The sequence below is a fragment of the Desulfosoma profundi genome, from assembly GCF_055387865.1.
In genome coordinates this window covers 912,061-937,713 of record NZ_AP042420.1, presented here as the reverse complement: position 1 = coordinate 937,713, position 25,653 = coordinate 912,061, and the positions used below count along the sequence as shown (strand labels likewise).

24 protein-coding genes are annotated in these 25,653 nt (G+C 56.0%); 8 read left to right on the top strand and 16 right to left on the bottom strand.

Features of this window, described 5'->3' with window-relative positions; genetic code table 11:
• Positions 1–177 precede the first annotated feature (177 nt).
• From sdhA to pxpB, 11 genes are all read right to left on the bottom strand, one after another.
• Entirely contained in the window at positions 178–1,944 is a 1,767-nt protein-coding gene (gene sdhA / locus ACZ5K9_RS04195) for a succinate dehydrogenase flavoprotein subunit (protein ID WP_464273929.1), read from the bottom strand.
• Between the two features lie 31 nt (positions 1,945–1,975).
• Positions 1,976–2,341: a succinate dehydrogenase, hydrophobic membrane anchor protein gene (gene sdhD, locus ACZ5K9_RS04190; protein ID WP_464273163.1), complete on the bottom strand. Its 366-nt coding sequence runs from the start codon at positions 2,339–2,341 to the stop codon at positions 1,976–1,978.
• 15 nt (positions 2,342–2,356) lie between these two features.
• Positions 2,357–2,743: a succinate dehydrogenase, cytochrome b556 subunit gene (gene sdhC / locus ACZ5K9_RS04185; protein ID WP_464273162.1), complete on the bottom strand. Its 387-nt coding sequence runs from the start codon at positions 2,741–2,743 to the stop codon at positions 2,357–2,359.
• Between the two features lie 96 nt (positions 2,744–2,839).
• Complete coding sequence (locus ACZ5K9_RS04180) at positions 2,840–3,403, bottom strand: Fe-S-containing hydro-lyase (RefSeq protein WP_464273161.1); 564 nt, start codon at positions 3,401–3,403, stop codon at positions 2,840–2,842.
• A 68-nt stretch (positions 3,404–3,471) separates the two neighbouring features.
• The gene (locus tag ACZ5K9_RS04175; protein ID WP_464273160.1) at positions 3,472–4,311 is read right to left on the bottom strand and encodes a fumarate hydratase; all 840 of its coding nucleotides are present in this window, start codon (positions 4,309–4,311) and stop codon (positions 3,472–3,474) included.
• Positions 4,312–4,617: 306 nt separating this feature from the next.
• Positions 4,618–5,952: a TRAP transporter large permease gene (locus tag ACZ5K9_RS04170; protein WP_464273159.1), complete on the bottom strand. Its 1,335-nt coding sequence runs from the start codon at positions 5,950–5,952 to the stop codon at positions 4,618–4,620.
• 46 nt (positions 5,953–5,998) lie between these two features.
• Complete coding sequence (locus tag ACZ5K9_RS04165) at positions 5,999–6,502, bottom strand: TRAP transporter small permease subunit (protein ID WP_464273158.1); 504 nt, start codon at positions 6,500–6,502, stop codon at positions 5,999–6,001.
• 211 nt (positions 6,503–6,713) lie between these two features.
• Positions 6,714–7,700, bottom strand: coding sequence for a TRAP transporter substrate-binding protein (locus tag ACZ5K9_RS04160; protein WP_464273157.1), 987 nt, complete (start codon positions 7,698–7,700; stop codon positions 6,714–6,716).
• 172 nt (positions 7,701–7,872) lie between these two features.
• Entirely contained in the window at positions 7,873–8,694 is an 822-nt protein-coding gene (locus ACZ5K9_RS04155; protein WP_464273156.1) for a LamB/YcsF family protein, read from the bottom strand.
• Positions 8,672–9,649 carry a 5-oxoprolinase subunit C family protein gene (locus tag ACZ5K9_RS04150; RefSeq protein WP_464273155.1) on the bottom strand — a complete coding sequence of 326 codons (978 nt, stop codon included), beginning with the start codon at positions 9,647–9,649 and terminating at the stop codon, positions 8,672–8,674. The genes ACZ5K9_RS04155 and ACZ5K9_RS04150 overlap by 23 nt, the downstream gene beginning before the upstream one ends.
• On the bottom strand, positions 9,630–10,313 hold the full coding sequence (pxpB, locus tag ACZ5K9_RS04145; protein WP_464273154.1) for a 5-oxoprolinase subunit PxpB: 684 nt from the start codon (positions 10,311–10,313) through the stop codon (positions 9,630–9,632). The genes ACZ5K9_RS04150 and pxpB overlap by 20 nt, the downstream gene beginning before the upstream one ends.
• An 820-nt stretch (positions 10,314–11,133) precedes the next feature.
• On the opposite strand from pxpB, the gene ACZ5K9_RS04140 reads away from it, so the two are divergent.
• From ACZ5K9_RS04140 to ACZ5K9_RS04120, 5 genes are all read left to right on the top strand, one after another.
• Positions 11,134–12,417, top strand: a complete 1,284-nt coding sequence (locus ACZ5K9_RS04140; RefSeq protein WP_464273153.1) for an L-lactate MFS transporter — start codon at positions 11,134–11,136, stop codon at positions 12,415–12,417.
• 164 nt (positions 12,418–12,581) lie between these two features.
• A complete protein-coding gene (locus ACZ5K9_RS04135) occupies positions 12,582–13,235 on the top strand; it encodes a zinc metalloprotease (protein ID WP_464273152.1) in 654 nt (217 codons plus the stop codon).
• Between the two features lie 228 nt (positions 13,236–13,463).
• Positions 13,464–14,168, top strand: a complete 705-nt coding sequence (locus ACZ5K9_RS04130) for a DUF554 domain-containing protein (protein WP_464273151.1) — start codon at positions 13,464–13,466, stop codon at positions 14,166–14,168.
• A 29-nt stretch (positions 14,169–14,197) separates the two neighbouring features.
• Positions 14,198–15,703 (top strand): threonine synthase, encoded by a 1,506-nt coding sequence (gene thrC / locus ACZ5K9_RS04125; RefSeq protein WP_464273150.1) that lies wholly within the window; start codon positions 14,198–14,200, stop codon positions 15,701–15,703.
• Positions 15,704–15,729: 26 nt separating this feature from the next.
• Positions 15,730–16,359: a gamma carbonic anhydrase family protein gene (locus ACZ5K9_RS04120; protein WP_464273149.1), complete on the top strand. Its 630-nt coding sequence runs from the start codon at positions 15,730–15,732 to the stop codon at positions 16,357–16,359.
• Here the strand turns inward: ACZ5K9_RS04120 and ACZ5K9_RS04115 are convergent.
• The gene (locus tag ACZ5K9_RS04115; RefSeq protein WP_464273148.1) at positions 16,324–17,007 is read right to left on the bottom strand and encodes a hypothetical protein; all 684 of its coding nucleotides are present in this window, start codon (positions 17,005–17,007) and stop codon (positions 16,324–16,326) included. The two genes, ACZ5K9_RS04120 and ACZ5K9_RS04115, sit on opposite strands and share 36 nt — an antisense overlap.
• 191 nt (positions 17,008–17,198) lie before the next feature.
• The gene (locus ACZ5K9_RS04110; RefSeq protein ID WP_464273147.1) at positions 17,199–17,459 is read right to left on the bottom strand and encodes a hypothetical protein; all 261 of its coding nucleotides are present in this window, start codon (positions 17,457–17,459) and stop codon (positions 17,199–17,201) included.
• Between the two features lie 263 nt (positions 17,460–17,722).
• On the opposite strand from ACZ5K9_RS04110, the gene ACZ5K9_RS04105 reads away from it, so the two are divergent.
• The 3 genes from ACZ5K9_RS04105 to ACZ5K9_RS04095 all read left to right on the top strand — a co-directional run bounded on the left by ACZ5K9_RS04105 (position 17,723) and on the right by ACZ5K9_RS04095 (position 21,404).
• The gene (locus tag ACZ5K9_RS04105) at positions 17,723–18,124 is read left to right on the top strand and encodes a hypothetical protein (protein WP_464273146.1); all 402 of its coding nucleotides are present in this window, start codon (positions 17,723–17,725) and stop codon (positions 18,122–18,124) included.
• A 532-nt stretch (positions 18,125–18,656) separates the two neighbouring features.
• Positions 18,657–19,919 carry an L-lactate MFS transporter gene (locus ACZ5K9_RS04100; protein WP_464273145.1) on the top strand — a complete coding sequence of 421 codons (1,263 nt, stop codon included), beginning with the start codon at positions 18,657–18,659 and terminating at the stop codon, positions 19,917–19,919.
• Between the two features lie 153 nt (positions 19,920–20,072).
• On the top strand, positions 20,073–21,404 hold the full coding sequence (locus ACZ5K9_RS04095; RefSeq protein WP_464273144.1) for a serine/threonine protein kinase: 1,332 nt from the start codon (positions 20,073–20,075) through the stop codon (positions 21,402–21,404).
• A 6-nt stretch (positions 21,405–21,410) separates the two neighbouring features.
• On the opposite strand, the gene ACZ5K9_RS04090 is transcribed toward ACZ5K9_RS04095, so the two are convergent.
• Genes ACZ5K9_RS04090 through ACZ5K9_RS04080 form a run of 3 tightly spaced genes read right to left on the bottom strand, consistent with a single transcriptional unit; the run spans position 21,411 to position 25,540 of the window.
• Positions 21,411–21,992, bottom strand: coding sequence for an N-acetyltransferase family protein (locus ACZ5K9_RS04090; RefSeq protein WP_464273143.1), 582 nt, complete (start codon positions 21,990–21,992; stop codon positions 21,411–21,413).
• A gap of 49 nt (positions 21,993–22,041) precedes the next feature.
• Positions 22,042–22,788: a metallophosphoesterase family protein gene (locus ACZ5K9_RS04085; RefSeq protein WP_464273142.1), complete on the bottom strand. Its 747-nt coding sequence runs from the start codon at positions 22,786–22,788 to the stop codon at positions 22,042–22,044.
• A gap of 37 nt (positions 22,789–22,825) precedes the next feature.
• The gene (locus tag ACZ5K9_RS04080; protein ID WP_464273141.1) at positions 22,826–25,540 is read right to left on the bottom strand and encodes a DEAD/DEAH box helicase; all 2,715 of its coding nucleotides are present in this window, start codon (positions 25,538–25,540) and stop codon (positions 22,826–22,828) included.
• Positions 25,541–25,653: the final 113 nt, after the last annotated feature.

Sequence of the window (25,653 nt, the reverse complement as noted above, 5' to 3'; positions counted from 1 at the left end):
CCTTCTCACTATGCCTAGAGTCTCCGGGCAAGCAGCATGTCCGGGAAGACTTCCTCATCAGTTCGTTTGGCGATTCCCATTCGAGACGTTGGGAAGCTCATTAGGGCGCCTGCGCGCCCACGGGCCGGTCCGTCGCGGGGCTCTGATCCTGGAATCCGACCCTTTTCATCCACGCTGCTAATAAACGCGCTCCTTGGGTTCGAAAGTCGGCACCGTCAGCGGTTTCATGCGAACCGGCTTGTAGTCGAGAGATATGGTCCCCTCCTCGTCCATTGTGGCCAGGGTGTGCTTGTGCCATTGGACGTCGTCCCGGTGGGGATAGTCGTCGCGGTAATGGGCGCCGCGGCTTTCCTGGCGGGCTAACGCCCCTTCCACGATGGCTTTGGAAAAATCCAGCATATGGCCAAGTTCTAACGTTTCGATGAGATCCAGGTTATAGATCAGACCCTTATCGGCAATGCCGACCTTCTTGAACCGCTCACAGAGCTTTTTCAGTATTTGTCGCTGGGTTGTCAGGGTTTCTTCGGTGCGGAAAACGCCGCAGTTGAATTCCATGGACTCCTTGAGTTCATCCCAGATGGACCCCATACGTTCCGGTCCGTTCCCGTTCAGGAGGTTTTTCACTTCTTCTATGCCTTTACGGCCGGGATTTTCCGGCAGAGGCACATGTTCAGGAAGGGATTCGGCAAATTCAGCCATGCGTTGACCGCCCACTTTGCCGAAAACCATGATGTCCAGCAAAGAGTTGGATCCCAAGCGATTGGCGCCGTGCACCGAGGCACAGGCCGCTTCGCCCGCAGCGTAGAAGCCCTTGACCGGTTCTTCGGGTTTCTCCATGTTCCCGATGACCACTTCCGCAAATCGGTTTGTGGGGATTCCCCCCATGGAATAGTGGGCCGTCGGGGTCACGGGTATGGGCTCTTTGGTGCAATCCACATGGGCGAACACGTAAGCCAGATCCCAAATGCCCGGGAGACGTTCGTGGATGAGTTCCGCGCCGATATGATCCAGCTTGAGCAGGATGTAATCCCCTTTGGGACCGCAGCCTCGACCTTGGCGCATCTCTTCGGCCATGGCTCTGGACACCACATCCCGGGAGGCCAAATCCCAGACAGTAGGCGCGTAGCGCTTCATGAAGCGTTCGCCGTCCTTGTTGAGCAGATAGCCGCCTTCGCCACGCACCCCTTCAGTGATGAGGTTTCCGACCCCGTAGATACCGGTAGGATGGAATTGGACGAATTCCAGGTCTTCTACGGGCAGACCGGCTCGCAACGTCAGTGAAAGCCCATCTCCCGTGTTGATGTGAGCGTTGGAGTTGGTCTTGTAGACGCGGATGTAGCCTCCTGTGGCGAACAGCGTGGCCTTAGCGTGAAAGATGTGAAAGCCGCCGTTGGCAATGTCCCAGGCGAGGATACCCACCACATGCCCCTCGTTCATGAGGAGTTCCAAGGCGAAGAACTCGTTGTAGAAAATGACCTGGTTTTTTACGCACTGTTCGTAAAGCGTGTGAAGCATTGCATGCCCGGTGCGATCCGCCGCCGCACAGGTGCGGCAAATGGCTTCCTTGCCGAAGTTCTTGGTGTGTCCGCCGAAACGACGTTGAAAGATTTTTCCGTCCTGAAGACGGCTGAAGGGCATGCCCATATGTTCCAATTCGATGACCACTTCCGGTGCCATGCGGCACATGAGCTCGATGGCGTCCTGATCGCCAAGGTAATCGCTGCCCTTAATGGTATCAAACATGTGCCAGACCCAATCGTCCGGTTCCACGTTACTCAGGGACGCCGCGACACCCCCTTGCGCCGCCACCGTGTGGGATCGGGTGGGAAAGACTTGGCTGATCACGGCAGTATTCACGGACTTAGAAGCTTCCAGGGCCGCTCGAAGTCCTGCGCCCCCAGCCCCCACGATCAGAGCATCATGTTTATGGACTGTGACAGGAATATCTCCCATGGTTCCGCTCGCTCCTTTGCCGCTAGGCGTGCACTTTGAGGGTGACAATGGTCAGGATGCCCAGCCCGAAAAAACCGATGGCCACAACCCACAGAGCTCCCACAAGGACGGCCCGAAGGCCCGGCGAGTGCACGTAGTCGTCAATAATCATCTTGAACCCATTCATGGCGTGATAGACGGCGAAAATCAAAAACGCGATGTCTAGGGTTTTCCAGGCTGGGGAGACCATTCGGGCCATCACTTTTTGGTAAGTGACCGGCCCTTCAGTGGCATAGTGGAGCACCCAAAAATGCAGGAAAAGGGTGATCAGCAGGGCCACTCCGGAAACCCGCTGAAAAAACCAATCAAAAGCGCCAGACCGACCGGAGCCGAAGTATTTCCCCAACATGGTGTGTTCCTCCTCTTAGAGGCCGAGTGCCAGCCGAAGCATCGGGATTGCCCCTGCGGCCACCAACACGGCAGAGACGCCGAGAACCGCATAGACCGCCTTTCGCATGATTTCCCGCTTGGCCAAGTTGCCGTAATCAATGAAAACGACCCGCAGGCCGTTCAATCCATGATAAACGACGGTGGCGAGGAGACCGATTTCCAAAAGGTGGAAAAGCGGGGATTGGACAACAGCCATGACCTCGTTGAAGGCCTGCTCCCCCTGTGCCAGGTGGTGGATCACCCAAATGTGGAGAAATAGGTAGGCACCAAGAAGGATCCCCGTGGCGCGATGGAGGATCCAGGCCAAATAGCCTGGATGCATCTTATAGCGGACCTTGGGTTGAAAAACGACTTTCTTCATAGGAAACCTCCTCGTCAGGTGAGAATTGCGCCCGGAGCCCGAACCGTCATGCTACCCTCCTAAGGAACAGGCGCCAGGGCCAAAGGTCGGTAAAAATCACGCCGTGCGTGCGTAACGGCGGACACCTTCTTCATAGAGGTCGCCGCCAAGAACGTCGTTTGCCACGATCACTGGAAAATCTTTGACGTGGAGGCGTCTCACCGCCTCCGGGCCGAGTTCGGGATAGGCGATAACCTCCGCCGAGAGAATGCTTCGGGCCATCAAAGCCCCCGCGCCCCCAATGGCGGCGAAATAAACGGCTTTATACTGCCGCATCGCTTCTTTGACGGCGTCGTTGCGGGCTCCTTTGCCGATCATTCCCCGAAGTCCATGGCGGATGAGAAGGGGCGCATAGGCATCCATGCGGTAACTGGTGGTTGGCCCCGCGGCCCCCACAGGTCTTCCAGGAGGTGCCGGGGACGGGCCGACGTAGTAGATGACCTGTCCCGACAAGTCGAAAGGCAGGGGCTCCCCGTGGTTCAGGAGTTCGACGAGGCGCCTGTGGGCCGCGTCCCGAGCCGTGTAGAGCAGACCGTTCAATAAGACGCGATCCCCGATCCTGAGACGCATCACGTCCTCTTCACGGAGCGGGGTTTGGAGAACAATCGCATCAGCTATCATGGACAATCTCCTTTGCGCGGGCAGCGCGCGGCGAAACGGTTGAGGCTCACGGCCTCACAACCAGCACACTATAGAGAGATCTCCTTATGTCGGGCCGCATGGCACTGAATGTTCACAGCCACAGGAAGGCTGGCAATGTGGCAGGGCATCATCATGATGTGCACGGCGAGGGACGTGATGCGGCCTCCTAGGCCCTGGGGACCAATTCCCAGGCGGTTGATGGCTTCGAGCCAATTCGATTCCAAGGCTTGGAGTTCAGGATCCGGATTGAGACTGCCCAGAGGACGCAACAGCGCCTTCTTGGACAAGATGGCCGCCTGCTCGAAAGTTCCTCCGATGCCTACGCCCACAATGGTCGGCGGGCATGGGTTGGGGCCGGATTCCTTGACCCGCTGAATCACGAAATCCTTCACTCCCTCGACACCCACGGCAGGAGTGAGCATGGTCACTCGGCTCATGTTCTCACTGCCGCCCCCTTTGGGTGCAAATGTCAGGTGGAAATGGTCTCCCGGCTGGAGGTCAATGTGGATGATGGCAGGGGTGTTGTCGCCTGTATTCTGGCGGGTGAAGGGATGACAAATGCTCTTTCTCAAATACCCGTCGCGATATCCCTGACGGACCCCTTCTTCAATAGCTTGGCGTAATGATCCACCCTCAATGTGCACCTCCTGGCCCATGTCCACAAAGACGACGGCGAAACCGGTGTCCTGACACATGGGGATTTTTTCCGTACGAGCGATGTGCGCATTCTCGATCAAACGCTTTAAAATGTCGCGGCCTGTGGGGGATTCTTCTTTTTCAAGAGCCGCTTGGAAGGCGCGCAACACATCGTCGCCAAGCTCGGTATTCGCGCGGATGGCCAAATCTCGCACAGCTTGAACTATTTTGTCCACATGGATGGATCGCATGGGGCCTCCTCTGTAGTGCATGGAATTCCTTGAAACACCGACTGTGGCGCAAGGTCCCGGAGAGAAATCGTCGGAGGAACACTCGGACGTGGGGGACTTCAAAGCCGTCCGAAGTTTGAGGCCGGCACTGCTCACTCATGAAAGGCGGTCTCCCAGAAAAACACACAGCGCTTGACCCAATGCTCGCGAGAACCCATTAACCGTCGCCGAAAGAGAGTCTCACGGGAGATCCTTTACTGTCACAGCGGCTTGTAATCCAAAGGATTTACGGTGTCAATCGTTTCTCCATCTTTCGGTGAATCGAATTCAGCCGACCATTTTCTGGGGGAGGAACAGAGCAATTTGCGGAAAAACCGTTACTAGGACAACGGCAAGAATCATAATCATGAAGAAGGGGAACGTGGCCTTAAGGATAAACGGCACGTCCTTGTGACTCATGGATTGGAGGACAAAAATACTGAACCCTACCGGTGGGGTGACTTGGGAGAGCTCCACCATAAAGACCAAAAAGATGCCGAACCAAAGGGGCGAAAATCCGGCACCGACCACCATCGGCAGGACAATGGGCAAGGTCATGACGACCAAAGAGATGCCATCAAGGAGCATTCCAAGGAAAAGATACATCAGCCCCAGGATGAAGATGAGCATATATGGGGAGAGACGGAGCTCAGCGATGAAACGGCTCACGGCTGTGGTGATTCCAAGGAAACCAACCACCTGACTCAAAAAAGCCGCCCCGACAATAATAAACGTGATCATGGTCGATGTCCGCACCGCATTTAAGAGGGCATCCTTGAAGACCTGAAAATTGAAGGTGCGGAAAAGCCCACCCAACACGAAGGCCCCTAAAACGCCGATGGCGGCGGCCTCGGTTGGAGTTGTATAGCCAAGATAAATGCCACCGAGCACAACAGCGATGAGGCACAACACAGGGGCAAGATCCGCCAAAGATTGAAGACGCTGGGACCATGAGTAGGATTCCTTTCCAGGCGGCACCACGCTCGGAGTGATGATCGCCCGCACCGCAATGTACAAAGAATACAAACCTGCGAGCATCAACCCAGGAAGAATTCCCCCGATAAAGAGCTGTCCGATGGACGTGTCGGATAGGATCCCGTAGATGATCATGATCAAGCTAGGGGGGATCATGAATCCCAGTGTCCCCGCTCCGGCCAAGGACCCCAGCGCGAGAGACTCGCTGTAGCCGCGCTTTGTGAGTTCGTCCAGGGTGATTTTTCCTACTGTGGCCGTTGTGGCGGCGCTGGATCCCGAGACGGCCGCAAAAAGGGAACAGGCGAAGACATTGATGTGGAGCAATCTTCCAGGAATGCGGTTGAGCCATGGGATCAGTCCGTTAAAAAGCTTGTCCGATACGGCCGTTCGGTGGAGCAGTTCTCCCATGAAGACGAAAAGAGGCAGAGCGGTGAGAGACCATGAGTTCACACTGTTCCACATGGAGTTGACAAGAAGGTTTCCGATTTTGGTCCATACGGAAAACCCGGGGGGAAGATGCAAATTGGCAAGGAGCATTCCCGCAATTCCAGCGGCCATCAGAGAAAAACCGATCCACAAGCCCGACAGCAAAAACAGAAACATAATTGAAAAGGTTACCAAGGAAAGCAACAAGGGATCATTAATCATCAGCAACATCCTCCAGTGAGAGCAATTTTTCTGAAGTGATGGTGCTTCAGGGGCCAGTGCGCGATGCCATCCATCGGCGAAGCGCCTTAGCCCCATGGGCCATCAACTGCCCCATGAGAAGCGCGAGGCCAAAAGGAACGGCCAGTTGGGGGATCCACATGGGCGTTTGCGAGGGAGTTTCGGAAACCATGCCAAGGCGGTAAGCTTCCACCACAAGAGCAATGGAAAAGACGAAGGCGAAGCCCGTCAAGGCCAGGCCCATTCCTGTGGCGACAAGATCCAAGAGGGACTGCGCTCGAGGGTTTAAACGGGAGAGAATGACTTTCACACGGATATGACCATCCGTCGCCAAGGTGTAGGCCAAGCCCAAAAAAACAAGAAAAACATACAGGTAAGCACTGTATTCGTCGGATATCATTGTGGAGCTGTTCAAAAAGGATCTAAAGAACACTTCTAAAAGAATGAGGGAGACAATACATATCATCGCTACGGATGAAAATAACGCGGCTTTTAGAGACAAGCTGTTGATAAGACGAATCATCTTTTCCATTTTCGCCCTGCCGTCATGAGTTCATCTTCGAAAAACAAAGTGTCATTGGTGCGATCTACGGCATGACACGGGAAGCGGCTTGGGAGGGGTGAGTTCTCCATTTACTGCCCTGATTCGGGAAGCTTCCCCTTGCGGGGCAACGCCGCCCAGCCCGAACACTTCTGGCGTTCGAGCCGGCCGGCATGGGAAAATGGAGGGTTTCAGGCTTTCCTCACTTCTTTTTACGGAAATCCTTGACCATCTCGGCCACATCCGCCCCAGCCTCAGCAAGGAACCCATTGATGATGGTATCCGCGGCCTGGTCGAGTTCCGCACCGAGAGAAGCATCCGTGTCGCTGATGATCATCCCGTTGCGCGCAATGGTCTTGAGCGACTCCTCGTTGTCATCGGCGGATTTCTTCCACTGGATGTCTTGAAGTTCCTTAGCCGCCTTTTCCATAGCCGCCTTTTGATCCGCGGACAGAGCCTTCCAATAATCCAAATTGATGACGACCATGTTGAGCGGGTAGGCATAGTCGATCTTCTTGAAGTATTTGAGGACCTCCCAAAGCTTGGCATCGCGCCCCGAAACGGCGGAGGTGAGGACCGAATCGATCATGCCGGTACGCAGAGCCGCGTAGACCTCACCCCATGGCAGAGACATCGGGCTGCCCCCGAGGTTGGCCAAGAAATCCGCGCCGTTCTTGTCGTAGGTGCGTGTCTTTGTCCCTTTGATGTCAGCAGCCGTCCTGATTTCCTTTGTGGTGAAAAGACCACTGGGCGGCCACGGGGCCACGTAAAGGATCTTCTGATTCCATTTGGCGGCTGCTCTGTCATACAGGGGTTTGCAACTCTCGTACAGCTTGTAAGCTTCCTCGTACGATTTTACTATTCGGGGCAAGGAACTGATTCCGAAAACTTTTTCGCTTCCTTGGACCACCCCCATAAGGATATCCGACATTGGGACAGTGCCGTCCTTTACGGTTTTCAGCAATTCCGGACCCTTAAATCCAAGCGCCCCACCGGCGTGCACCGCGATATCCACAGTTCCCCCCGTATATTCTTTGACGCGCTTGGCAAACTCTTCCGCGCCTTGAGAGTGGAAATTGCTGGCGGGGTAGATGGCGTTGAGGTTCATTTTAACCACATCGGCCGCCCAGACCGAGCCTGCCGTCAAAAGACCTAGGGCGCACAAAGCCATGACCAATGTCCTCGCCATAGTCGTTCCTCCGTTGCTATTGGGTTGACCAAAAGAACCATCCCGTGACCCATCCTCTCTTGAGCTTGCGAGAGCGTGGAATCATAACGTCCTTTGCGTGAGGAGTCGATAACCGACCGATGCTGACTGAGATCCGGCCTGTCCCGGAAAAATTGTTGCTTTTGTCACATATCTAGGGCAAAGGGCAATCAAAAGGATCGGCCTCGTCGTGGCGCCCCTTTTGATCTCTGGCGAGAAGCCGACACAGTGGCACAACCTCAAGACCGGAATTTTCCAGAGTCTCTCGAATGGTGGCTGCCAGTCGGGACGCCCCAGGCGTATCTCCATGAACGCATAATGTGTCTGCTTCCATTGGGATTTCCCGGCCGGTGATGGATCGGATTTTCCTTTCGCGAACGAGTTCCAGCACTCGTTGCCGGACCGTTTCCGGATCGTGAATCACGGCCCCGGCCATTGAACGGGGTGCCAGGGCTCCGTTATCCAAATAAGCCCGATCCGGAAAAAATTCCCGAGCGACGACAAGACCTTCCATGACCGCCGTACGCGCCAGGACACTCCCGGGTTGCGTGACCACAATCAATTGGGGATCAAAAAGCTTGACGGCGTCGCACACTTCGCGGGCCAAGCGCTCGTCGGAAGCCGCCATGTTGTACAGAGCGCCGTGGAGTTTGACGTGCTGCAGCGAGGCGCCGCAGGCCCGGGCCAATCCGCTGAGGGCTCCCAGTTGGTACAGGACGTAATGTGTGACCTCTCCAGGAAACGTTTCCATGGCCCGTCGCCCGAATCCCATCAAATCGGGAAACCCGGGATGCGCGCCCACAGCCACGCCATGGTTAACGGCAAGACGGACGGTCGCTCCCATGACCAAAGGGTCTCCTGCGTGGTAGCCGCAGGCGATGTTGGCTGAAGTGATGGATTTGATGACCTCGGCATCGTTTCCCATGGTGTAGGAGCCGAAGCTCTCTCCCATATCACAATTGATGTCGATCTTCATGGTTTTGCACACTCCCCTGTCCACTGCGTTCCAGAAAACGTCGAATGAGAAAATTGCGTCTTAGGAGGCGCTCTCTCGCCTCCAAGAGGTCGACGGCCTGAAAGCGAACCGAACGGCCTGGGACCGTTTGGACCAACAGCGGGAGATCGCAAGAAAAAACTGTTGCGATCTTGGTGTATCCCCCTGTGGTCGGGCGATCCGCCAGGAGCACGAAGGGGAGACCTTCGCCGGGCACTTGGACGGCCCCGAAAGCCAGCCCTTCAGACACGATATCGGGCGAACGCCGGTGTTTCAGTCGCGGCCCATCTAACATCATGCCCATGCGATCGCTTCGCGGTGTGACCCGATATGGGGTGGTGAGAAACTCGTCGATGGATTCTTGAGCAAAGGCATCGTCCTGGGGTCCGAGAATCACGCGAACCGTCGGGTGGCGAGCATAGGATGGGCGCAGGCGCTCAGGGATGCGGCCGACGGCCGGTTGCGCCCTTGAGCCCGTCTCCAAAATGTCCCCTTTCCTGAGACTCCTCCCTTCAAGCCCGCCGAGGCGCCCCCTCAGGTAGGTCGACCGACTGCCGAGAACCAGCGGGACCTGAATCCCACCAGCCAGACATACATAGTGCCAAAGACCTCCGTCTCCGGCTTCGACGGTGAGAACATCGCCAGGCAGTGCCGAACAGGCGCTCCAAGGATCGACCGATTTCGTGTTGAGGGTCACCCGAGGGTCGAAGCCGGTCACGGCAAACACGCAAGGGGATAAGAACCGTGCGCGGAATCCTCCCCAAAAGACTTCCAGTGCGGCCGTTCCAGGCGTGTTTCCCACAAGGAGATTTCCCAGTCCCAAGGCCGCTTGGTCCATAGCCCCTGAAACGGGAACCCCTTTATCTTGGAAACCATAACGCCCGCCGTCCTGCACCGTTGTCAGAGGTCCTGGATCTTCAACGTGCAAGGTTTTCATATTCTTCTCGAGAAATGGCCCGGAAGCGCACCGTCATTCCCGATTCCAGCAAGAAAGGCGGGTCGCGGTCCAGGTCGAAGAGTTTTAACGGCGTCCTGCCGATGATCTGCCACCCCCCGGGGCTTTCAATGGGGTAAATCCCCGTTTGCAGTTCAGCGATGCCCACACTCCCGGGCGGCACCTTGGCTCTTGGGGTCGGTTTTCTCGGCGTTGCAAGTGCCGGGTCAAGTCCACCTAAGTACGGGAATCCCGGTGTGAAGCCAATCATGTACACGTGGTAAGAGCGATCTGTGTGTCTTCGGATAACCTCTTGCTCGGTAAAGCCGTGAAAAGCGGCCAAGTCAGGGAGATCCGGCCCCAGATCGCCCCCGTAGCACACGGGAATTTCCACCAAGGCACTCGAACCCTGATCCATGTCCTCAAGATGGCTTAAGACCTCCTGAAAAACCGAGATAAGCCGTTCGAAAGAACATAACCCTGGATCGTAGAAAACAAACAGGGATCGATATGTCGGGTTCAAGGAAAGGATCCCGGGCATGGATTTCTTTTTAATTGCTCGATGCAGGGCATGGACCCGACGGTTCACCCCCACATCGATGCCGTTCCCGAGTTCGATGGAGACGGCCTGATCGCCGCAGATCCGGAAGCGAGGCAAGGCATTCATAACGACCTTTTTCTCGAGATGGGAAGCAGATCGCAGTTCCTCGGGGCCGTGGACAACGAATCTCTCCTCAGTGCCTTTTGCTGAGGGGCTTCGCTCAGTTGTTGGATGCTTGCATGCCGTCACCGGTGCGCATTGTTATCTGTCATAAGGCACGCAAGGAATCCAGCAAAAAAGGAATCCTCTAGCGGTTAGGGCTTACCCCATTTTTCGGCTTGACTTGCCGGCAGCTCTTTGGGATAAACTACCTTCGAATCGTCCTGCGTCCTACATACATTGCTTATCCAAACGGTGTATCGTCCTCTTCCATTCTCTTGCGGCAACACATTGTGTCCGGTCTCCCCATGGTCACGGCGTGTTATGGTTCTATCCATCAGCAGGGCTGAACGGCGAGCGTTTTCGTGGAAAGGGGGTGAGAAAAGAGGATACGACCGAGTCCGGAGGAGGAGCCGAGGACTCAAGAGGTAATTTTATTTGGTGTCTTCAAAATCATTTTACTTCGTTCTGTGACAATGGATATGCATGTTCCACAAGCACACTTAAGCACGGGACAACGGCTTCGCTGGAGCCCATTGGCAGTGCGAGGGCTTTTCCTTCGTGGTTGATCTCCTGACCCTGTTCCTACGGAACAACCAGTGAATATTCCTTCCAGTGTTCCTTCCCAAGGTGTATGGCGCTGACCCATTGGTTCTTTTTACCTGCGAGGATTTTTTGTGTGCAGACCGGTTCCTTTCAGGAAGCGTGCGATGAAAGGCATGGTCCCGGGAGGCCAAACAAGATCTCGGTGAAGAACCCTTAGCGTGGAAGGGAAGGAGGAAGAGAAATGGCGGATAAAGTTCCAGGAAAAGCGTGGGTGGTCACGTTTGCGGGAACCGCCATTAACCTGTGTTTGGGTATCCTTTATGCCTGGAGTGTGTGGGCAAAGGAACTCATCAATGAAAAAATGGTCGGGCAGCCGATGACCGGCCTTAATGAAGGCTGGACTTATCTGAACAATGCCCAGGCCTCGGTGCCCTTTTCTTTGTGCGTCATTATTTTTGCCCTTTTGATGATCCCCGGAGGTCGGATTCAGGACAAATTCGGTCCTAAGGTGGGGGCGACCACAGGCGGTTTATTCCTGGCCGCAGGTTGTCTTTTGTCCGGTTTCTTGAAGAGTTACACGGGCCTCATCATCGGGTTCGGGGTTTTAGGCGGTATTGGTATGGGTATCGGCTACGCCGCGCCCACGCCGGCGGCCCTCAAGTGGTTCGGTCCGCACAAACGCGGATTGATTGCAGGGCTGGTGGTCGGCGGCTACGGCGGGGCGGCCTTGTACGTGTCTCCTCTGGCGGCCTACCTCATTAAATCGGGGGGTCTTTCGTACAGCTTTTATTTCTTGGGGATCATGTTTGCCGCCGTGACGATCATCGCCGGTCAGCTCTTGGCATGGCCTCCGCCAGGGTATGTGCCTCCGGCACCTCCCGTCAAAGCTGGACCGACGCCCAGTATCACCAAGGTGGACTGGGTGGCGAGCGACATGGTGAAGACATGGCAGTTTTATGCCTTGGTGTTCATGTTCATTGGCACGACCCAATCGGGTCTTCTCATCATTGCCAATGCTGCCAAGATCCTTGCCGAAGCGGCCAAAGGCAATCCGTTCTTTGCCGCCAACGCGTGGATTCTCGCCTCCTATGGTGGCCTTATCAACGCCGTGGGACGTGTGGGTACAGGGCTGTATTCGGATAAGATCGGACGGGCCAATGCCTACTCCCTCAATTGTTTGGTCTCGGCCTTGTGCCTGTTTGGGCTGCCTGCTATCATCGCTTCGAAGAATTTGTTCTTCTTGTTCTTGGCGGTGGGCATTGCCTACTGGCAGTACGGCGGCGGGCTGGCTTTGATGCCCTCCTTCACCGCGGACTTCTTTGGTCCGAAGAACCTGGGGTTCAACTACGGTTTGGTGTTCATCGGCTGGGGTCTCGGGTTCTTCATGGCGCGCCTTGGTGGGACCATCAAGGACATCACCGGCAGCCTGAACTGGGCGTTCTATCTTTCCGGTATCGTGCTGGTGATCGCCGTGATTGTGTGCCGTTTGACGAAGCGGCCCATGGCAGCCGGCGAAACGGCATGATGGGTGATCCCATGGGACGGTTGCGGGAACGTCCCATGGGGTAGGATTCCCAAGAGACAGAGTCTCGATGATGGCCGGGTGCATGGCGCCTTGGTCTGATGGAGGGCAGGAAGAGAGCTTCCTGCCTTCCTCTTTGAGGGGTAGACAGGAGGTTTGACGGCTTGATGGAAGCGCGACCGCTTTTTCCCATTCCCTTTATTCTGCACCCAGGGAGTGTCGATTTTGACGATGCGGTGTCCTTTTGTGTTTCGGTGCTGGTGGCGATATTGATTAATGCTGAGGGGCAGGCTTTTGCGGCCGCCCTTCTCGGAGACAGGCGTCCCGGCGCCAAAGATCGTCTTCATTTCAACGTGTTCCTTCACTTGGACGTGCTGGGGACATTGTCTTTCCTGGCAACCGGGATGGGATGGTCCAAGACGATCTCCGTGGACACGGAGAAGTTTAAACACCCCGGTTTGTACCTCGTGTTGACCCGGGCCGCCGGTCCTTTTGCCAATTTTTTGATGGCCAACATTGCCGGCAGCTTGGCATGGCTTCTCAAAAGCCTGTCCCTTGATCCCCGTGTTTTTCTGATGGTCCTGGCCGTCAACCTGACGATGGCGGTCTACAACCTGGTGCCTCTTCTGCCCATGGCGGCAGGGACTCTTGTTTCCGTCGTGTTCATGACGAAAGATTCCCGTCTTGAGCAGTCTTACCGGCAGTGGGGTCCTTACCTCCTGTTAGCGGTGCTGCTTTTAGACCGCCTTTCCAACGGGGACGTTGTTGGGAAATTTTTGGCACCTGCCGTGCGCGATCTTTTCACCCTGCTGACCACCTGAGGCTGCGAAGCAGCCCTCCTTGCAAGGCATTTTCCGCATAGGTCTGCGGGATGCTTTCGCCCGCTTCTGTTCCATGATACATCACTCTTGCTTCGCAGAGACGATGCCGTTATGGTCCAACGCCGTGCCCGCTTCGACGGGCGAGCCGGGCGCATTGAGATTTTTCCTTGGGGAGCCTGCCTCCAGGCCGAAGGTCCCCCTAGACGGTTTTAAGTGTGGAGCGCATCCATGGTGGGTACGGCACTGAACGTGACGACGGTAGTTGTGGGCGGTGTTTTGGGGAGTGCCTTGGGGGCTCGTCTTCCAGAAAAAGCTCAACATGCAGTGATGAACGGTTTGGGTTTGGTCACCATGATCGTGGGCATTCAAATGGCCCTGGAAACTCATAACATCTTGATCGTGCTGGGAGGGGTTCTGCTTGGAGGCCTCGTGGGGGAAAGCCTCCGCATCCAAGACGGTCTGGAAAAACTGGGGGGAGCTTTGCAAAATCTGTTCAAGGCCGGGTCCACGTCTTCGCTGAGCGAAGGGTTTGTCACCGCGAGCCTCGTTTTTTGCGTGGGCCCCATGGCCATCTTGGGATCCATTCAGGACGGTCTTCGTGGCGATTTCAAGCTTCTTGCGGTCAAATCCATGCTGGACGGTTTTGCGGCGGTGGCCTTTTCGGCCACTTTAGGTTGGGGGGTCATTTTGTCAGCCGCGTCCGTATTTCTTTTTCAGGGGTCCGTGACTCTCATGGCATCAGTTTTGGATCGCCTGCTGACTCCGGAGATGATCAGCGAAATGTCGGCCGCCGGCGGGTTGCTCATCATGGCTATCGCTCTGAAGCTGTTAAATGTTAAGGATGTTCGCGTGGCGAATTTCCTTCCGGCGTTGGCCTTTACTCCGGGGATCGTTTTTCTCCTTCCACGGATCAAAGCCTGGTGGACGTTTTGAGAGAAGGCGGTGGGATAAGGAGCGGGTTGATGAAGATTTTAGATTTTCCCGATGTCGTTCGGGACCGAATTATTCCTGAGATTTCAGGCAGTTATGTCTACAGGTGTCTCGGCTGTCAAGCGACCTTTGATGTCAACAGATTATTGTACACCTGTCCCGAGTGCCGAAGTGTTCTCATGATCGAAGACCAAGAATGGGAGCGCCTCAAGAAGACTCCCGGCCCCATGTGGCGTCAGATCTTCGATTATCGGGCCATGATCAACGAACCGGCTGTCAAAGGGATTTACCGCTTCCATGAGCTCCTTGGTTCCATTCTTCCCCTCGATGTTGTGATTTACCTGGGAGAAGGGCATACGCCCGTGGTTCGGGCCAATGATCGTCTCAAAGATCATGTGGGGCGGCCGTTTTTCTTCAAAAACGACGGCCAAAACCCCAGCGCATCTTTTAAAGATCGAGGAATGGCCAGTGCATTTACCTACTTGAACCACTTAATGAAAAACCGTGGCCTGCGCAATGTCCTGGCAGTCTGCGCTTCCACCGGGGACACTTCCGCTGCGGCGGCTTTGTACGCGTCGTACCTGGTCGATGGCGTCCGCTCAGCGGTCCTTTTGCCCCACGGCAAGGTGACCCCTCAACAGCTAGGGCAGCCTTTGGGCAGCGGCGCCCGCGTGATCGAAATCCCAGGAGTGTTTGACGATTGCATGAAAATTGTGGAACACCTTTCGGAACGCTACCCCGTGGCTCTAATGAACTCTAAAAACGCATGGCGCATCCTCGGACAGGAATCCTACAGCTATGAAATCGCCCAGGCGTTCGACTATGATGTGGAGCGTCTTGTGGTCGTGGTCCCTATCGGCAACGCCGGCAACATCACGGCGGTGATGGCCGGCTTCTTGAAGCTTTACGATTTGGGCATCATTCCAGCCTTACCGAGGATTCTTGGGGTTCAGTCCGAACATGCCAACCCCGTTTACCTCTATTATCTTGAAGCGGATGCAAGGAAACGTGTTTTTAGACCCGTCACGGTGCGTCCCAGTGTGGCCCAGGCGGCGATGATCGGCAACCCGGTTTCCATGCCCCGTGTCATTCGCCTCGTGGAGGAATTTCGAGACATCGCCGGTGGGGATGCCGTCCAGGTGGTGCAGGTGAGTGAGCAAGAGATTATGGACGCCATGCTGCTGGCCAATCGAAACGGCCATATCGCCTGCACCCAAGGAGGGGAATGCTTGGCGGGATTTCGTCGCGCGGTTGAGGAAGGGCGTATCCCCAGTGGTTTCGTCGGTGTCTTGGACGCGACGGCCCATGCCTTGAAGTTTGCCGGATTTCAGGAGAAGTATTTTGAGGATCGATTTGAACCGGAATTTGGCGTTGTTCCCAAGGAAACCCTGCGTAATCATCCAGTATTTGTCACCCCTCCGCGGGGGGTGCCGTGTCCGGAACCCGGCAAGAGCATGACTCCGCAAGATTTTCGGTCTTTTGTTGCGGAAACCGCCAAAGCCGTGGCATCGGTTTTGGGTCTGGAAAACGCTTCATAACGGGCGCATGGGGAGAGGAATCTGCCATGACACGCAACGGCAATCCGCATTGCCATGGTTCGGAGACCCACGGGGTCACGGGCGTCGTGGAACATCGTCTTTATAATATCCTTCCGTACAAAGGGATCTTTCCGAAGGTGGGCCGGGATGTTTTTCTGGCCCCCGGAGCTTGGGTGATCGGGGATGTGGAGATCGGTGAGCGCACAAGCATCTGGTTCAACACGGTGGTGCGAGGCGACGTGAACTTCATTCGTATTGGAGCCGATACGAACATCCAGGACAACGCCACCCTCCACGTGACGGGGAAGAAATTCCCGTTGATGATCGGTGATCGGGTGACCGTAGGACATCAAGCCGTGGTGCACGGCTGCGTGGTGGAAGATGAATGCTTGATCGGCATGGGCGCCGTGGTGTTGGACGGCGCACATATCGGTAAAGGTTCAATCGTAGCGGCCGGGGCAGTGGTCAGCCCAGGAACGGTTGTCCCACCGGGCAGCGTGGTCATGGGTATTCCCGCGGAAGTGAAGAAATCACTTACTGAAGAGGAAAAGGAGAGGATCCGGGAGACGGCCGCGCATTATGTAAAATTGGCGCGCCGATATATGGAAGAGGAAGGCGTTTCAGCTGAACGGCCGATCCGAGGGTTCTTGGGCTGAGGCGGAGGTCCGTGCCAGAGCGTCGACCACCTGTGCCAGCCCCTGCTCGATCTGGCGTTCCGCTTCCTTGAGTTCCTCAAGATCATGGAAGACCGACCCTAACGCTAAGAGTATTCGATGATAGGGCGAGGGCTCGGTCCCCCATTGCTCATAGGGGATACGGATTTCTTCGTATTGATCCCCAATGAACAAATACTTGCCAAACCCATCGGATCCATCCCTGCGATAGGGCCAGTTGACCTTCCATTGCCAGAGCTTTTGGACGGCAAGGCGCGCGGGCGCATGGTCCAACAGGCGCGCCGGAACGGCTTGACCCAGTCGGTCCGAAACGGCCTGATGGACCCCTCTGACCAAATCGATGTCGGTGATAACAAGACCGTAGAGGTACCAATCATCAAGAGTTTTCACGACGAACGCTTGCTCGTCGGCGCTAAGGTAATGATAGCTCGGGCAAAAATGCCCGGCACAGAGTTCCTTGCCGTAAAAGGAACACGGGCGCAGGTCGACACCGTCATGGACCATGGGGTGAAGGAGGCATCCAATGCGCCCCCGTGATTCGTCCAAAAAACCGACGAACTCACAGTTGAAAATGGTTGGAAACCTTTTTGCCGCCCCGTTATCCCGTGTGCGCCACTTTCGGGTATGCACGGCGAGGTCCTCCGGGGTTGGCCTCGAGCCGCGGCCTCTCACAGAAGCGGTGTTGCGGCTGAGTCTTCGGTTGACGGCCTCACGGCTGTTGTCCTTGAAGTTGTAAATCCCGCAACAAGCGGCGCATGATTTTGCCGAGTCCGGCTGGCAAAGATGGATGGGAAAAGACAAGCCCGACATAACGTCTGAACTCAATGGTGTCGAACCCATTCCGAGGAAGGCCGAACCGTGAACCAGCCGGGGGAAGAGCTTTCCGGGTGGATCCGGATGACCCCTTGAGCTTCCAGTTCTCTTGCCGCCTTCAACAGCGCGTCTTCCGATGCGGGCCACTGGGTTTTTATCGCCTCCAAAGTTACCTCTCTTCCCTCATCCAACAGCGAGCAGATAAGGATATACAGAGAAACCGCGTGGACACTCATCTTCAGGTCGAACACGGCACGGTCCATGTGCATGGGCCACGTTGTCCTTTCGCTTTTTGGCTTGGCAGAAAAACCTTGTCACACATGACGCAAAGCTACCACCCCTCGTGATAGGCGTCAACGGCCTGCGAAGAGTCGCCAAAGAGCGCCTCGCTAAAGAAAACCCAGACGACTCATCTCCCCTTAGGGAACCAGGTGTTTCGGCAGGGTATTCTCCCGATCCCGGATTGCTCCCTGGGAACGAGCCATGATAAAAGGACCGGCAACAGACCCTTGCCCGAAGAAAGGACAAATTCATGGATGTCACAACACTTTTGGATTTGGAAGGTTGGAAAGCCTATTTGGAAGAATCGTGGCGTGCCGTACCAAAAGCCTTTCAATCTGAAAAGGCTCTACGCCGGACTTTGCAATGCGCACTTTTTACCAGGCTGTCCAAGGATGGCTGGACGGTTGTGGCCGATTACATGCCCCCACGCAGTGATCGGCCGGTGGATTTAATCGTGATTAAAGCGAATCAGCCGAAAATTGTTTGTGCCGTGTGTTTTGACGATGTGGTGACTCTGTACGCCGTGAAAAGCCTGAGCTCCTTCGATGCTGGGGCGAAGGTCATTTTCACGACGGGACCGCTCAAGAAAAAAGTGGAAGAAAGTCGCTTTTTCCTAAAACCCGATATTGTCCACGTGCACCTTGAGTTCTAAACTTGGGTGAGCCGGCCGTCAGCGACGGCAAGTGCGGGATGCCTTTTCTGGGCTTTGTGCACTTGTTAACAATCTAAAAATAGTCAGTTTTTTCTTGACCCGACCCTCGACCATATGGAACAAATTTCAATTATGGGGGTGGAAACGGGGTCGTCGGTGAAAAGGGAGGTCTGTGGAGTCTGAGGGAAAGGAGGTGAGAGGAGCATTTTGTGAGCGTGTGCTCTCATGTTGCGCCTGTGCCTCGAGCGCCCATGCGGAAATCGGATGGCGCCGGAAGTCCTGCCTAAAGCCGCACTTCGAGGATGTTCTTCTTTCGGTTTTTACTCTTCATGCCTTTTGTTCATAGGATGTTCGTTCTGTAAAGGGATCCGCTCTTTTCGACCGAATTTTGTGAGATCGGATGTGTCTTGAGCCACGCATTGCCAGCTGCCATTCGGCAAGGGGATGGGGGCCTGGTCTTCTTCGGAAGGGCTTTCGGGCCCCTGAGGGAAGACGGCAAGACGTGTGGAGAAAGAGTCACGGAGGATCCCAGATGACAGCACCGCAAGCAACCGTGGACAAGGTTCCAGGCAAAGCCTGGCAGGTGGTGGCAGCGGGGGTTGTGGTGAATTTGTGCCTCGGCTGTCTGTATGCCTGGAGTGTGTGGGTAAAGTATCTAACGGACAAGAATTTGATGGAAGCTCAGGGTTGGGTGCCGCTCACGGCCGAACAGGCCTCCAACCCGGCGTCCTTGTGTATTCTTATCTTCGCTTTGCTCATGATTCCTGGAGGAAGGATTCAAGACCGCTATGGGCCGACCATCGCGGCCTCGATTGGGGGTGTCGCCATCGGTCTGGGCCTTATTGTGGCAGGCCTCATGAAAAGTTATACGGGAATTCTTTTGGGATTCGGCATCGGCGGCGGGATCGGTATGGGCGTAGGGTATGCGGCGCCCACACCAGCCGCCCTTAAATGGTTCGGCCCTCATAAACGGGGTCTCATTGCGGGGTTGGTGGTGAGCGGTTACGGTCTGGCCGCTTTTTACGTGGCTCCCCTGGCCAACTGGCTTATCACCACTTACAGCATGAGCGCCTCCTTTTATGTCCTCGGGGTGGCCTACTTGGTGGTGATTCTCGCTGCGGCCCAATTTCTCGCTTGGCCCCAGCCCGGTTACGTACCGCCGCAGCCCGCGGCGGCAGCCGTTGCGGCGAAAGCCACGACGCAAACACGAGTAGATTGGACAGCCGGAGAAATGCTCAAGACTTGGCAATTCTACGCTCTGGCCATCATGTTCTGTATTAACACCCAAGCGGGGCTCCTCCTCATCGGTCATGTGAACAAAATGATTTCGGGGATTATGAAAGCCGGGTACCTTCTCGTTTCTTGGGGGGCTGTTTTCAATTCCATCGGCCGTATCGGCACCGGCATTATTTCCGATAAGATCGGGCGGACCAACGGCCTGATCGTGAACTACATCGCTGCGGCCCTGATCATGTTTCTTTTGCCTTACCTGTTCGGCCTGAAGAACATTCCTTTACTATTCCTTGCCTGTGCTGTGGGTTTCTGGTGCTACGGCGGCGGGTTGTCATTGTTCCCGTCATTTACGGCGGATTTCTACGGACCCAAGAACCTGGGTTTCAATTACGGGCTGGTATTCATCGGCTGGGGTTTGGGTGCGTTCATGCCCAAGTTGGCTGGTCGCATCTACGACAGGTATCAGTCTTATGACTACGCCTTCTACATCGCCGGGGTTTTGCTCATCGCCGGGATCATTCTGGCCTTGGTCACCAAGCGGCCACGATATGCGACGGAATAATCCATGGGTCTCACCATGAGGGGGAATCCTCACCGGGGTTCTCATCAAGGAGCAGGGCTTTACCTGCTCCTTTTTTGTGTTTTCAAGGGCCGATGTCGGGGCATGAGAAACTTCAGCAGGGACACTGGGCCCTGGGGAAAAGGGTGATGCCGGATGTTGCGATCGGGGACGGTTTTGGTTTTCGGCTGTCGCGAGGAAGAGCTCAAGATGCTCAAGGGCATGATCGAACAACTGGACGGGGCGTTGGTGGTCCAGGCGGTGGGAGATCTAGACGATCGCAGCGTGCGCGCGAGCCCGGACGTGCGCCTGGTGATCGTCCGGGTTGCAGGAAAAGAGGGCCGGCCCGATGTGGCAGTGCAAATGCTCCGGAATACTGTGGGGCGGGCGGTGCCCGTCATGGCCCTGCTGCCTCCCGGCAAGGGTCAAAGGGTTCGAGACATCCTTCGGGCAGGTGCCGATGATTACTGGATTCTGCCCTTGGACGAAAACGCCTTGCCCATGAGGCTCCATGTCCTTTTGGAATGGGGTCACCGCATCCGGGAAACCATGCGCACAACGGGCCACGGTCGAGAAGGCATCCTGCATCGACTTGTCCATCGGATTCGAGCGGTGTTCGAACGTCTCTTCGGTGCCGGCCCTTCCGAAGGCGAAATGCCGCCGCAGATCTCGGTGGATGCGGCACGGGTTCTGGATCAATGGGAAAAAATCCGACGGCTCGGCTTTGGCAGTTTCGGCGAGGTGTGGCTGCTGAAGCACATTGACGGTCGAAATATGGCCGTTGCCAAAATCCCCCACGAAGAAAAGCTGAACCGCAAGTTCCTTGTGGAGGCGGCGATCCTTGGGCGTCTCAGAGATCATCCCAACGCGGTCAAGCTCTTGGATGTGATGAAAACAGGAGGCAAGGTGATTCTAATACAAGAATACGTTTCTGGAAAAACTTTGCAGGAACTTATCGATGAAGGTCTGGACGCCCAAGGCAAAGAAAAGTACTTCCTCCAGTTGCTGGACGTGGTGGCTTTTGCCCATCGTCAGCACATCATGCATCGGGACATCAAACCGGAAAACATTTTGATTACCCCCGAGGGCGTCTTAAAGCTTCTGGATTTTGGAACGGCGAAGGATGTGACCCGCCGGAGCATCAGCAGCACGGTCATTGGATCTCGGCCCTACATGGCCCCGGAACAGATCATGGGGCGGAGCCGTTTGGCCAGCGACGTGTGGGCTTTAGGCGTGATCCTCTACGCTTTGGCGACTGAGTATCTGCCATTTTACTCGGAAAACGAAAAGGAGCTCATGGACCTCATTCTGGAATCCCCTCCACAGTCCCCGCGGGATCTCTGTCCCGATATCCCTGAAGCTTTGGAGCGGATCATCCTTCGATGCCTCGAGAAGGATTGGAAGAACCGTTACCACAACGCCGGGCTCCTTCAGAAGGCCTTGTTGGAAGCTTTCCCGCGTTTTGGATCGGGCCGAGTCCTGCCCTGAAACGCTTCATAGCGGTTCGAGGGGTTTGATGGCCCCCCAACGGGGGTCGTAGTGAGCGGTGACGTCGCAGATCATGATGAGAATGTCCACGTTTCGGTGGTGAATGTCTTTGACCAGTCCCTCGATGACCGCCTTGCAGCCGAAACCAGCGTTGCGGAAAGCCCGGATGGCCCCCGGCGAGTCCAGGGGGATTTCCGCCCAGAGTTTTTCCAGCCCGATTTCTGAGGCTAGGGCGACGAGCTCGTTGAGCATGACCGTCGCCAGTCCCTTGTTCTGGAACTTCGGTGCGACGACGGTGCGCACCTCTCCGATGTGCCGTTTCCATCCATGCGGGATGAGGTGCAGGGTGACGTCGGCGGCGATCTCCTCCCCGACCCACGCAAGCAGGGGGAGAACACGGCGATAATCCAATTCGCTGACCCATTGTTGAAGCACTTGAGGATCCCGGACGTTGTGGCGGACGTAAAGGAGCATTTCGTCGGAGAGGTTCCGGAAGAAGCGATAGAGAGCGTCGCCATCTTCCCGGGTCATCAACCGGACGTGCACCGGCGTGCCGTCTTTGAGTAAGACCTGTTTGCCACCAAACATTGTCTTTCCCCCTCCCGCTGGACTGTTGTGGGCGACAATCCCGACCGGTTCAGACACCGTCCTGCAGCCGCAGAGCGAGATACGCGGGAAGCCCTGCTCGCAGGATCTTTTCTTGGGCTTGTTTCACATTGTAAGGAACGGCTCGAAAAGTCACCGAGTGATGATCCGAGTCGAAAATGACAAAATGGGCCCGGTGATCCCTTTGGCGCGGCTGCCCCACACTGCCGGGGTTGATGAGGTACAAGTTCTGCGAGCTCAGAATCAGAGTTTTCTCGGAAAATTCGTATGCGGTCACTTTGCCGCGTGGGTCCTGAAGCCAAACCTTCTGCTGGTGGGTGTGTCCGAAAAAGCACAGGTGAATCCCCGGGAATTTTTTTTTCATGAGGTTGAAAGTGCGTCGCGCTTGGTAAAGATTCAGGATGTAGGAGTGAGGGGTTTCCGGTGTCCCGTGGCACAAGAGAGCGCCTTCCATGGTCCGACAGAGAGGCAGTGCATGAAGCTGAGCCAGATGCCCGGAATTGAGTTGTTGGATCGTGTAGTGGATCGCTTCATAGGCAAGGACGTTGAATGATTCGGCGATCTGGGGATCCAGGACGGCCAGATCGTGATTGCCTTGCACACCGCGCGCCCCGCAGTCCCTGAGGGCTTCCAGACAGGCGATGGGGTCCGCATTGTAGCCGACGATATCCCCGAGGTGCCAAAAGCCTTCCACACCTTCAGCGCGCGCCGCTTTCAGCACACTTTCCAATGCTTCCAGATTCCCATGAATGTCCGAAAGAATGGCGAGTCGAGCCATGGGAGCCCTCATACCCACACCGCCTCGGACAAGGCGATCAGCGCACCAATACGGGTTCCCTCAGGATCCGTTCGATGGCCTGCCGTGCCGACGCGGCAAGATTCGGATGGGTTTCCGTCAGAGATTCGACCTGACGCAGGTGGTCCGCCGTCCTCAGAATGACCATGGTCAAGTCCCCCTCATCGATGCCTGTGAGGTTCCTGACCACATCCCATGTTTCCCCTTGCGCCCAATGAAAGACGGTCACCACGGTCCAAAAGGGCAGTGGGGGTGTCTCAAAACCTTCCGCGTGCAGCTTTTCCCTCAAAGGGCGAAGCGTCTGAATGATGGCAAAATAGGGTTTGGCCAAGTCGGGGTATTTCCAGATGAGCGAAGACAGCTGGGATTCTCCGGGCCGGTCCCGATCCATGACAAAGGGAGCCATCAAGGCGGCCAAAAGTGCCGGGTTGGATTCGGGCAACACTCTCTTGCGGATCAGTTCGGAGACGAGCAAAGGCTGATCCAATCGCAATTTGGACGCCCATAGGCCGTCTTCGGTAAGGTGTCCTCGAGGCGTGACATAACCTTCTTCCTGCAGGATTCGGAGATGCTGGCGAAAGGATCGCCAGAGCGTTTCTTGCACAGACAGGAGATGGGAACGGTGCGCAAAATAATTTTGGACGAATTGGCTGAACGGGTGCTTGGAGCCTTTCTGGCATGGGCCGAACAATGCGCACCGAGGGCAAGGCAACGCCTCCTTGGCGAAGGCTCGTCGTGCCATTTCCTGGGTGGTGGAGATCAAAGCTTGTGGTTTATTCCCATAATGCGCCGGTCCGAACAAGGACGGGAAAGGCTCCGTTTCCATCCTTTGGGCCAACCGTTCCCATCCTGGACGGTCGGACAACGCCGGCAGGTGTTCAAGCTTCTTTCCCAACTCCTTGATCTGACGGAGCCGGACCCAATGGGGTTCTAGCCCGTGGGCACGCCATGCAAGCGGAAAACGCAAGCGGGCCGCCTGGACCCGTTCGCCTCCCTTTTCGACCCTTTCCAGAGCCACGTACGGTGTCCCCCTGCGGTTCAGAAAAAGCCGTCCGGGGACCAAAAGGCCTTGGGTCACCCACACAAAGGCCTGGTTTTTGGCGAGGCGATGGGCTTTCCTCTGTTCTTCTTCCAACCGCATGAACAGCGGCCGGACCTCGGCGAGTCTTTCCATGGATCCGCAGGCCATCACTGGTTGCCATTGGGACAGTTCCCGTTGGAACGATTTGACCAAGGACGCCGATGCGGCATCTTCTCCCAGATGCTGATAAGTGGCCAAGCTGCGGGCGAAAAGTTCTCGCACTTCTTCGGGCTCGTGCGACAAGAGCAGATTCAGAGTCATGGAAAAATTTACCCGGATTTGGCTTTCTATGGGATCGGGCGGTGATTTCAAGAGGTCATGGATAAGTTGCGCATTTTGATATCGGCCGGGTGTGACGAGGACAAACCCGATTTTATCCATACCGCGCCGTCCGGCACGTCCGGTCATCTGCAAAAGGTCCGTGGCCGTCAGGTCCACGAATTCCCTCCCGTTGAACCGATCGCTTTGCGGGATGACGACCGTGCGCGCCGGAAAATTCACTCCCGCGGCCACGGTGGACGTGGAAAAGATGGCTTCCAGCCATCCTTCCTGCATGAGGGTCTCCAGGAGGAGCTTCCAGTGGGGCAATTGTCCGGCATGGTGTGCCCCGACCCGTGACCGTTTAAGAATGGAGAGGTGCTTGTGATCTTTCAGAAAAGGCCACTTGTCCAGCAGTTCTCGAAGCCGAGCCCCAAAGGCCCGGACGTCGAAATGGGGCGACGGCGGAGCCTGGGGACATAAAGTGATGGCGCGTTCGCAGTCGGCCCGGGATTTGAGGAAAAAAATGGCGGGCAGGAGATTTGCCTTCCGGAGGGCTTCGAGGATACGAGCCACTTCGGGAAAGTCTTTTCGAGCGAACTGGCGTGGGTCCAGCTTTTCGATGGGGCTGTATAGACCTCGGCGCCCACTGAGAGGCGTCAGCTCCCCAGTGGGAAAGAGAAAGAGGGGATAAAGAGGAACCGGGCGCTCAACGGCGTTGACCCACAGACACGGCGCTTGGCGCAACCAGTAAAGCCATTGGCACAGTTGGTCGGCATTGCGAATGGTGGCGGAGAGCAGCAGGATACGCACGCGACTGGGCAGGTAAATCAGCACTTCCTCCCAAACCACCCCGCGGTCCAAATCTCCCAGGTAATGCGCCTCGTCCATGACCACAAGGTCGACTGCCAGGTCTTCACCCCGATGCATGGCGTCGTAAAGTTGGTTTCTCAGGATCTCCGTGGTTCCTACAATGATGGGGGCGTCGGGGTTTTCTTTTCGATCCCCGGTGAGGATGCCCACATTTTCGGGTCCGAATGTTCGAGAAAACTCTTCGAGCTTGGCATTGGACAGGGCTTTCAGCGGGGAGGCATACCAGCTCCGGCCCCCTTTGGAAAAGACTTCGCGAATGGCTTCAATGGCGATATAGGTTTTTCCGGCCCCTGTGGGTGCCGTCACTAAAACGTCGGCGTTGCGCACCTTTTCGATGGCTTCCACTTGGAAGGGGTCCGGTGTGAAAGGTTCCGGTGTCGGTACCCCGATCTCCATGAGAACCTTGCGCACCGCGGGGGCAATCTTGACGCGGAACTCCGATGGTTCAGAGACGGCGCGCTCCTGAGGTTTTTTCCCTACGGCTTTTTTACGGCGATAAATGAGCCTTGATCCGGTTTTCAATAGAAAGTCCGCCCTGGAGGTGTGGTTTGTATTATCTATCCAAAAGGATCGCTCGCCATGTATGGCTAACACGGCCCAAAGCGAACATCAAGGGAAGGATGGGTGCCCGGCGA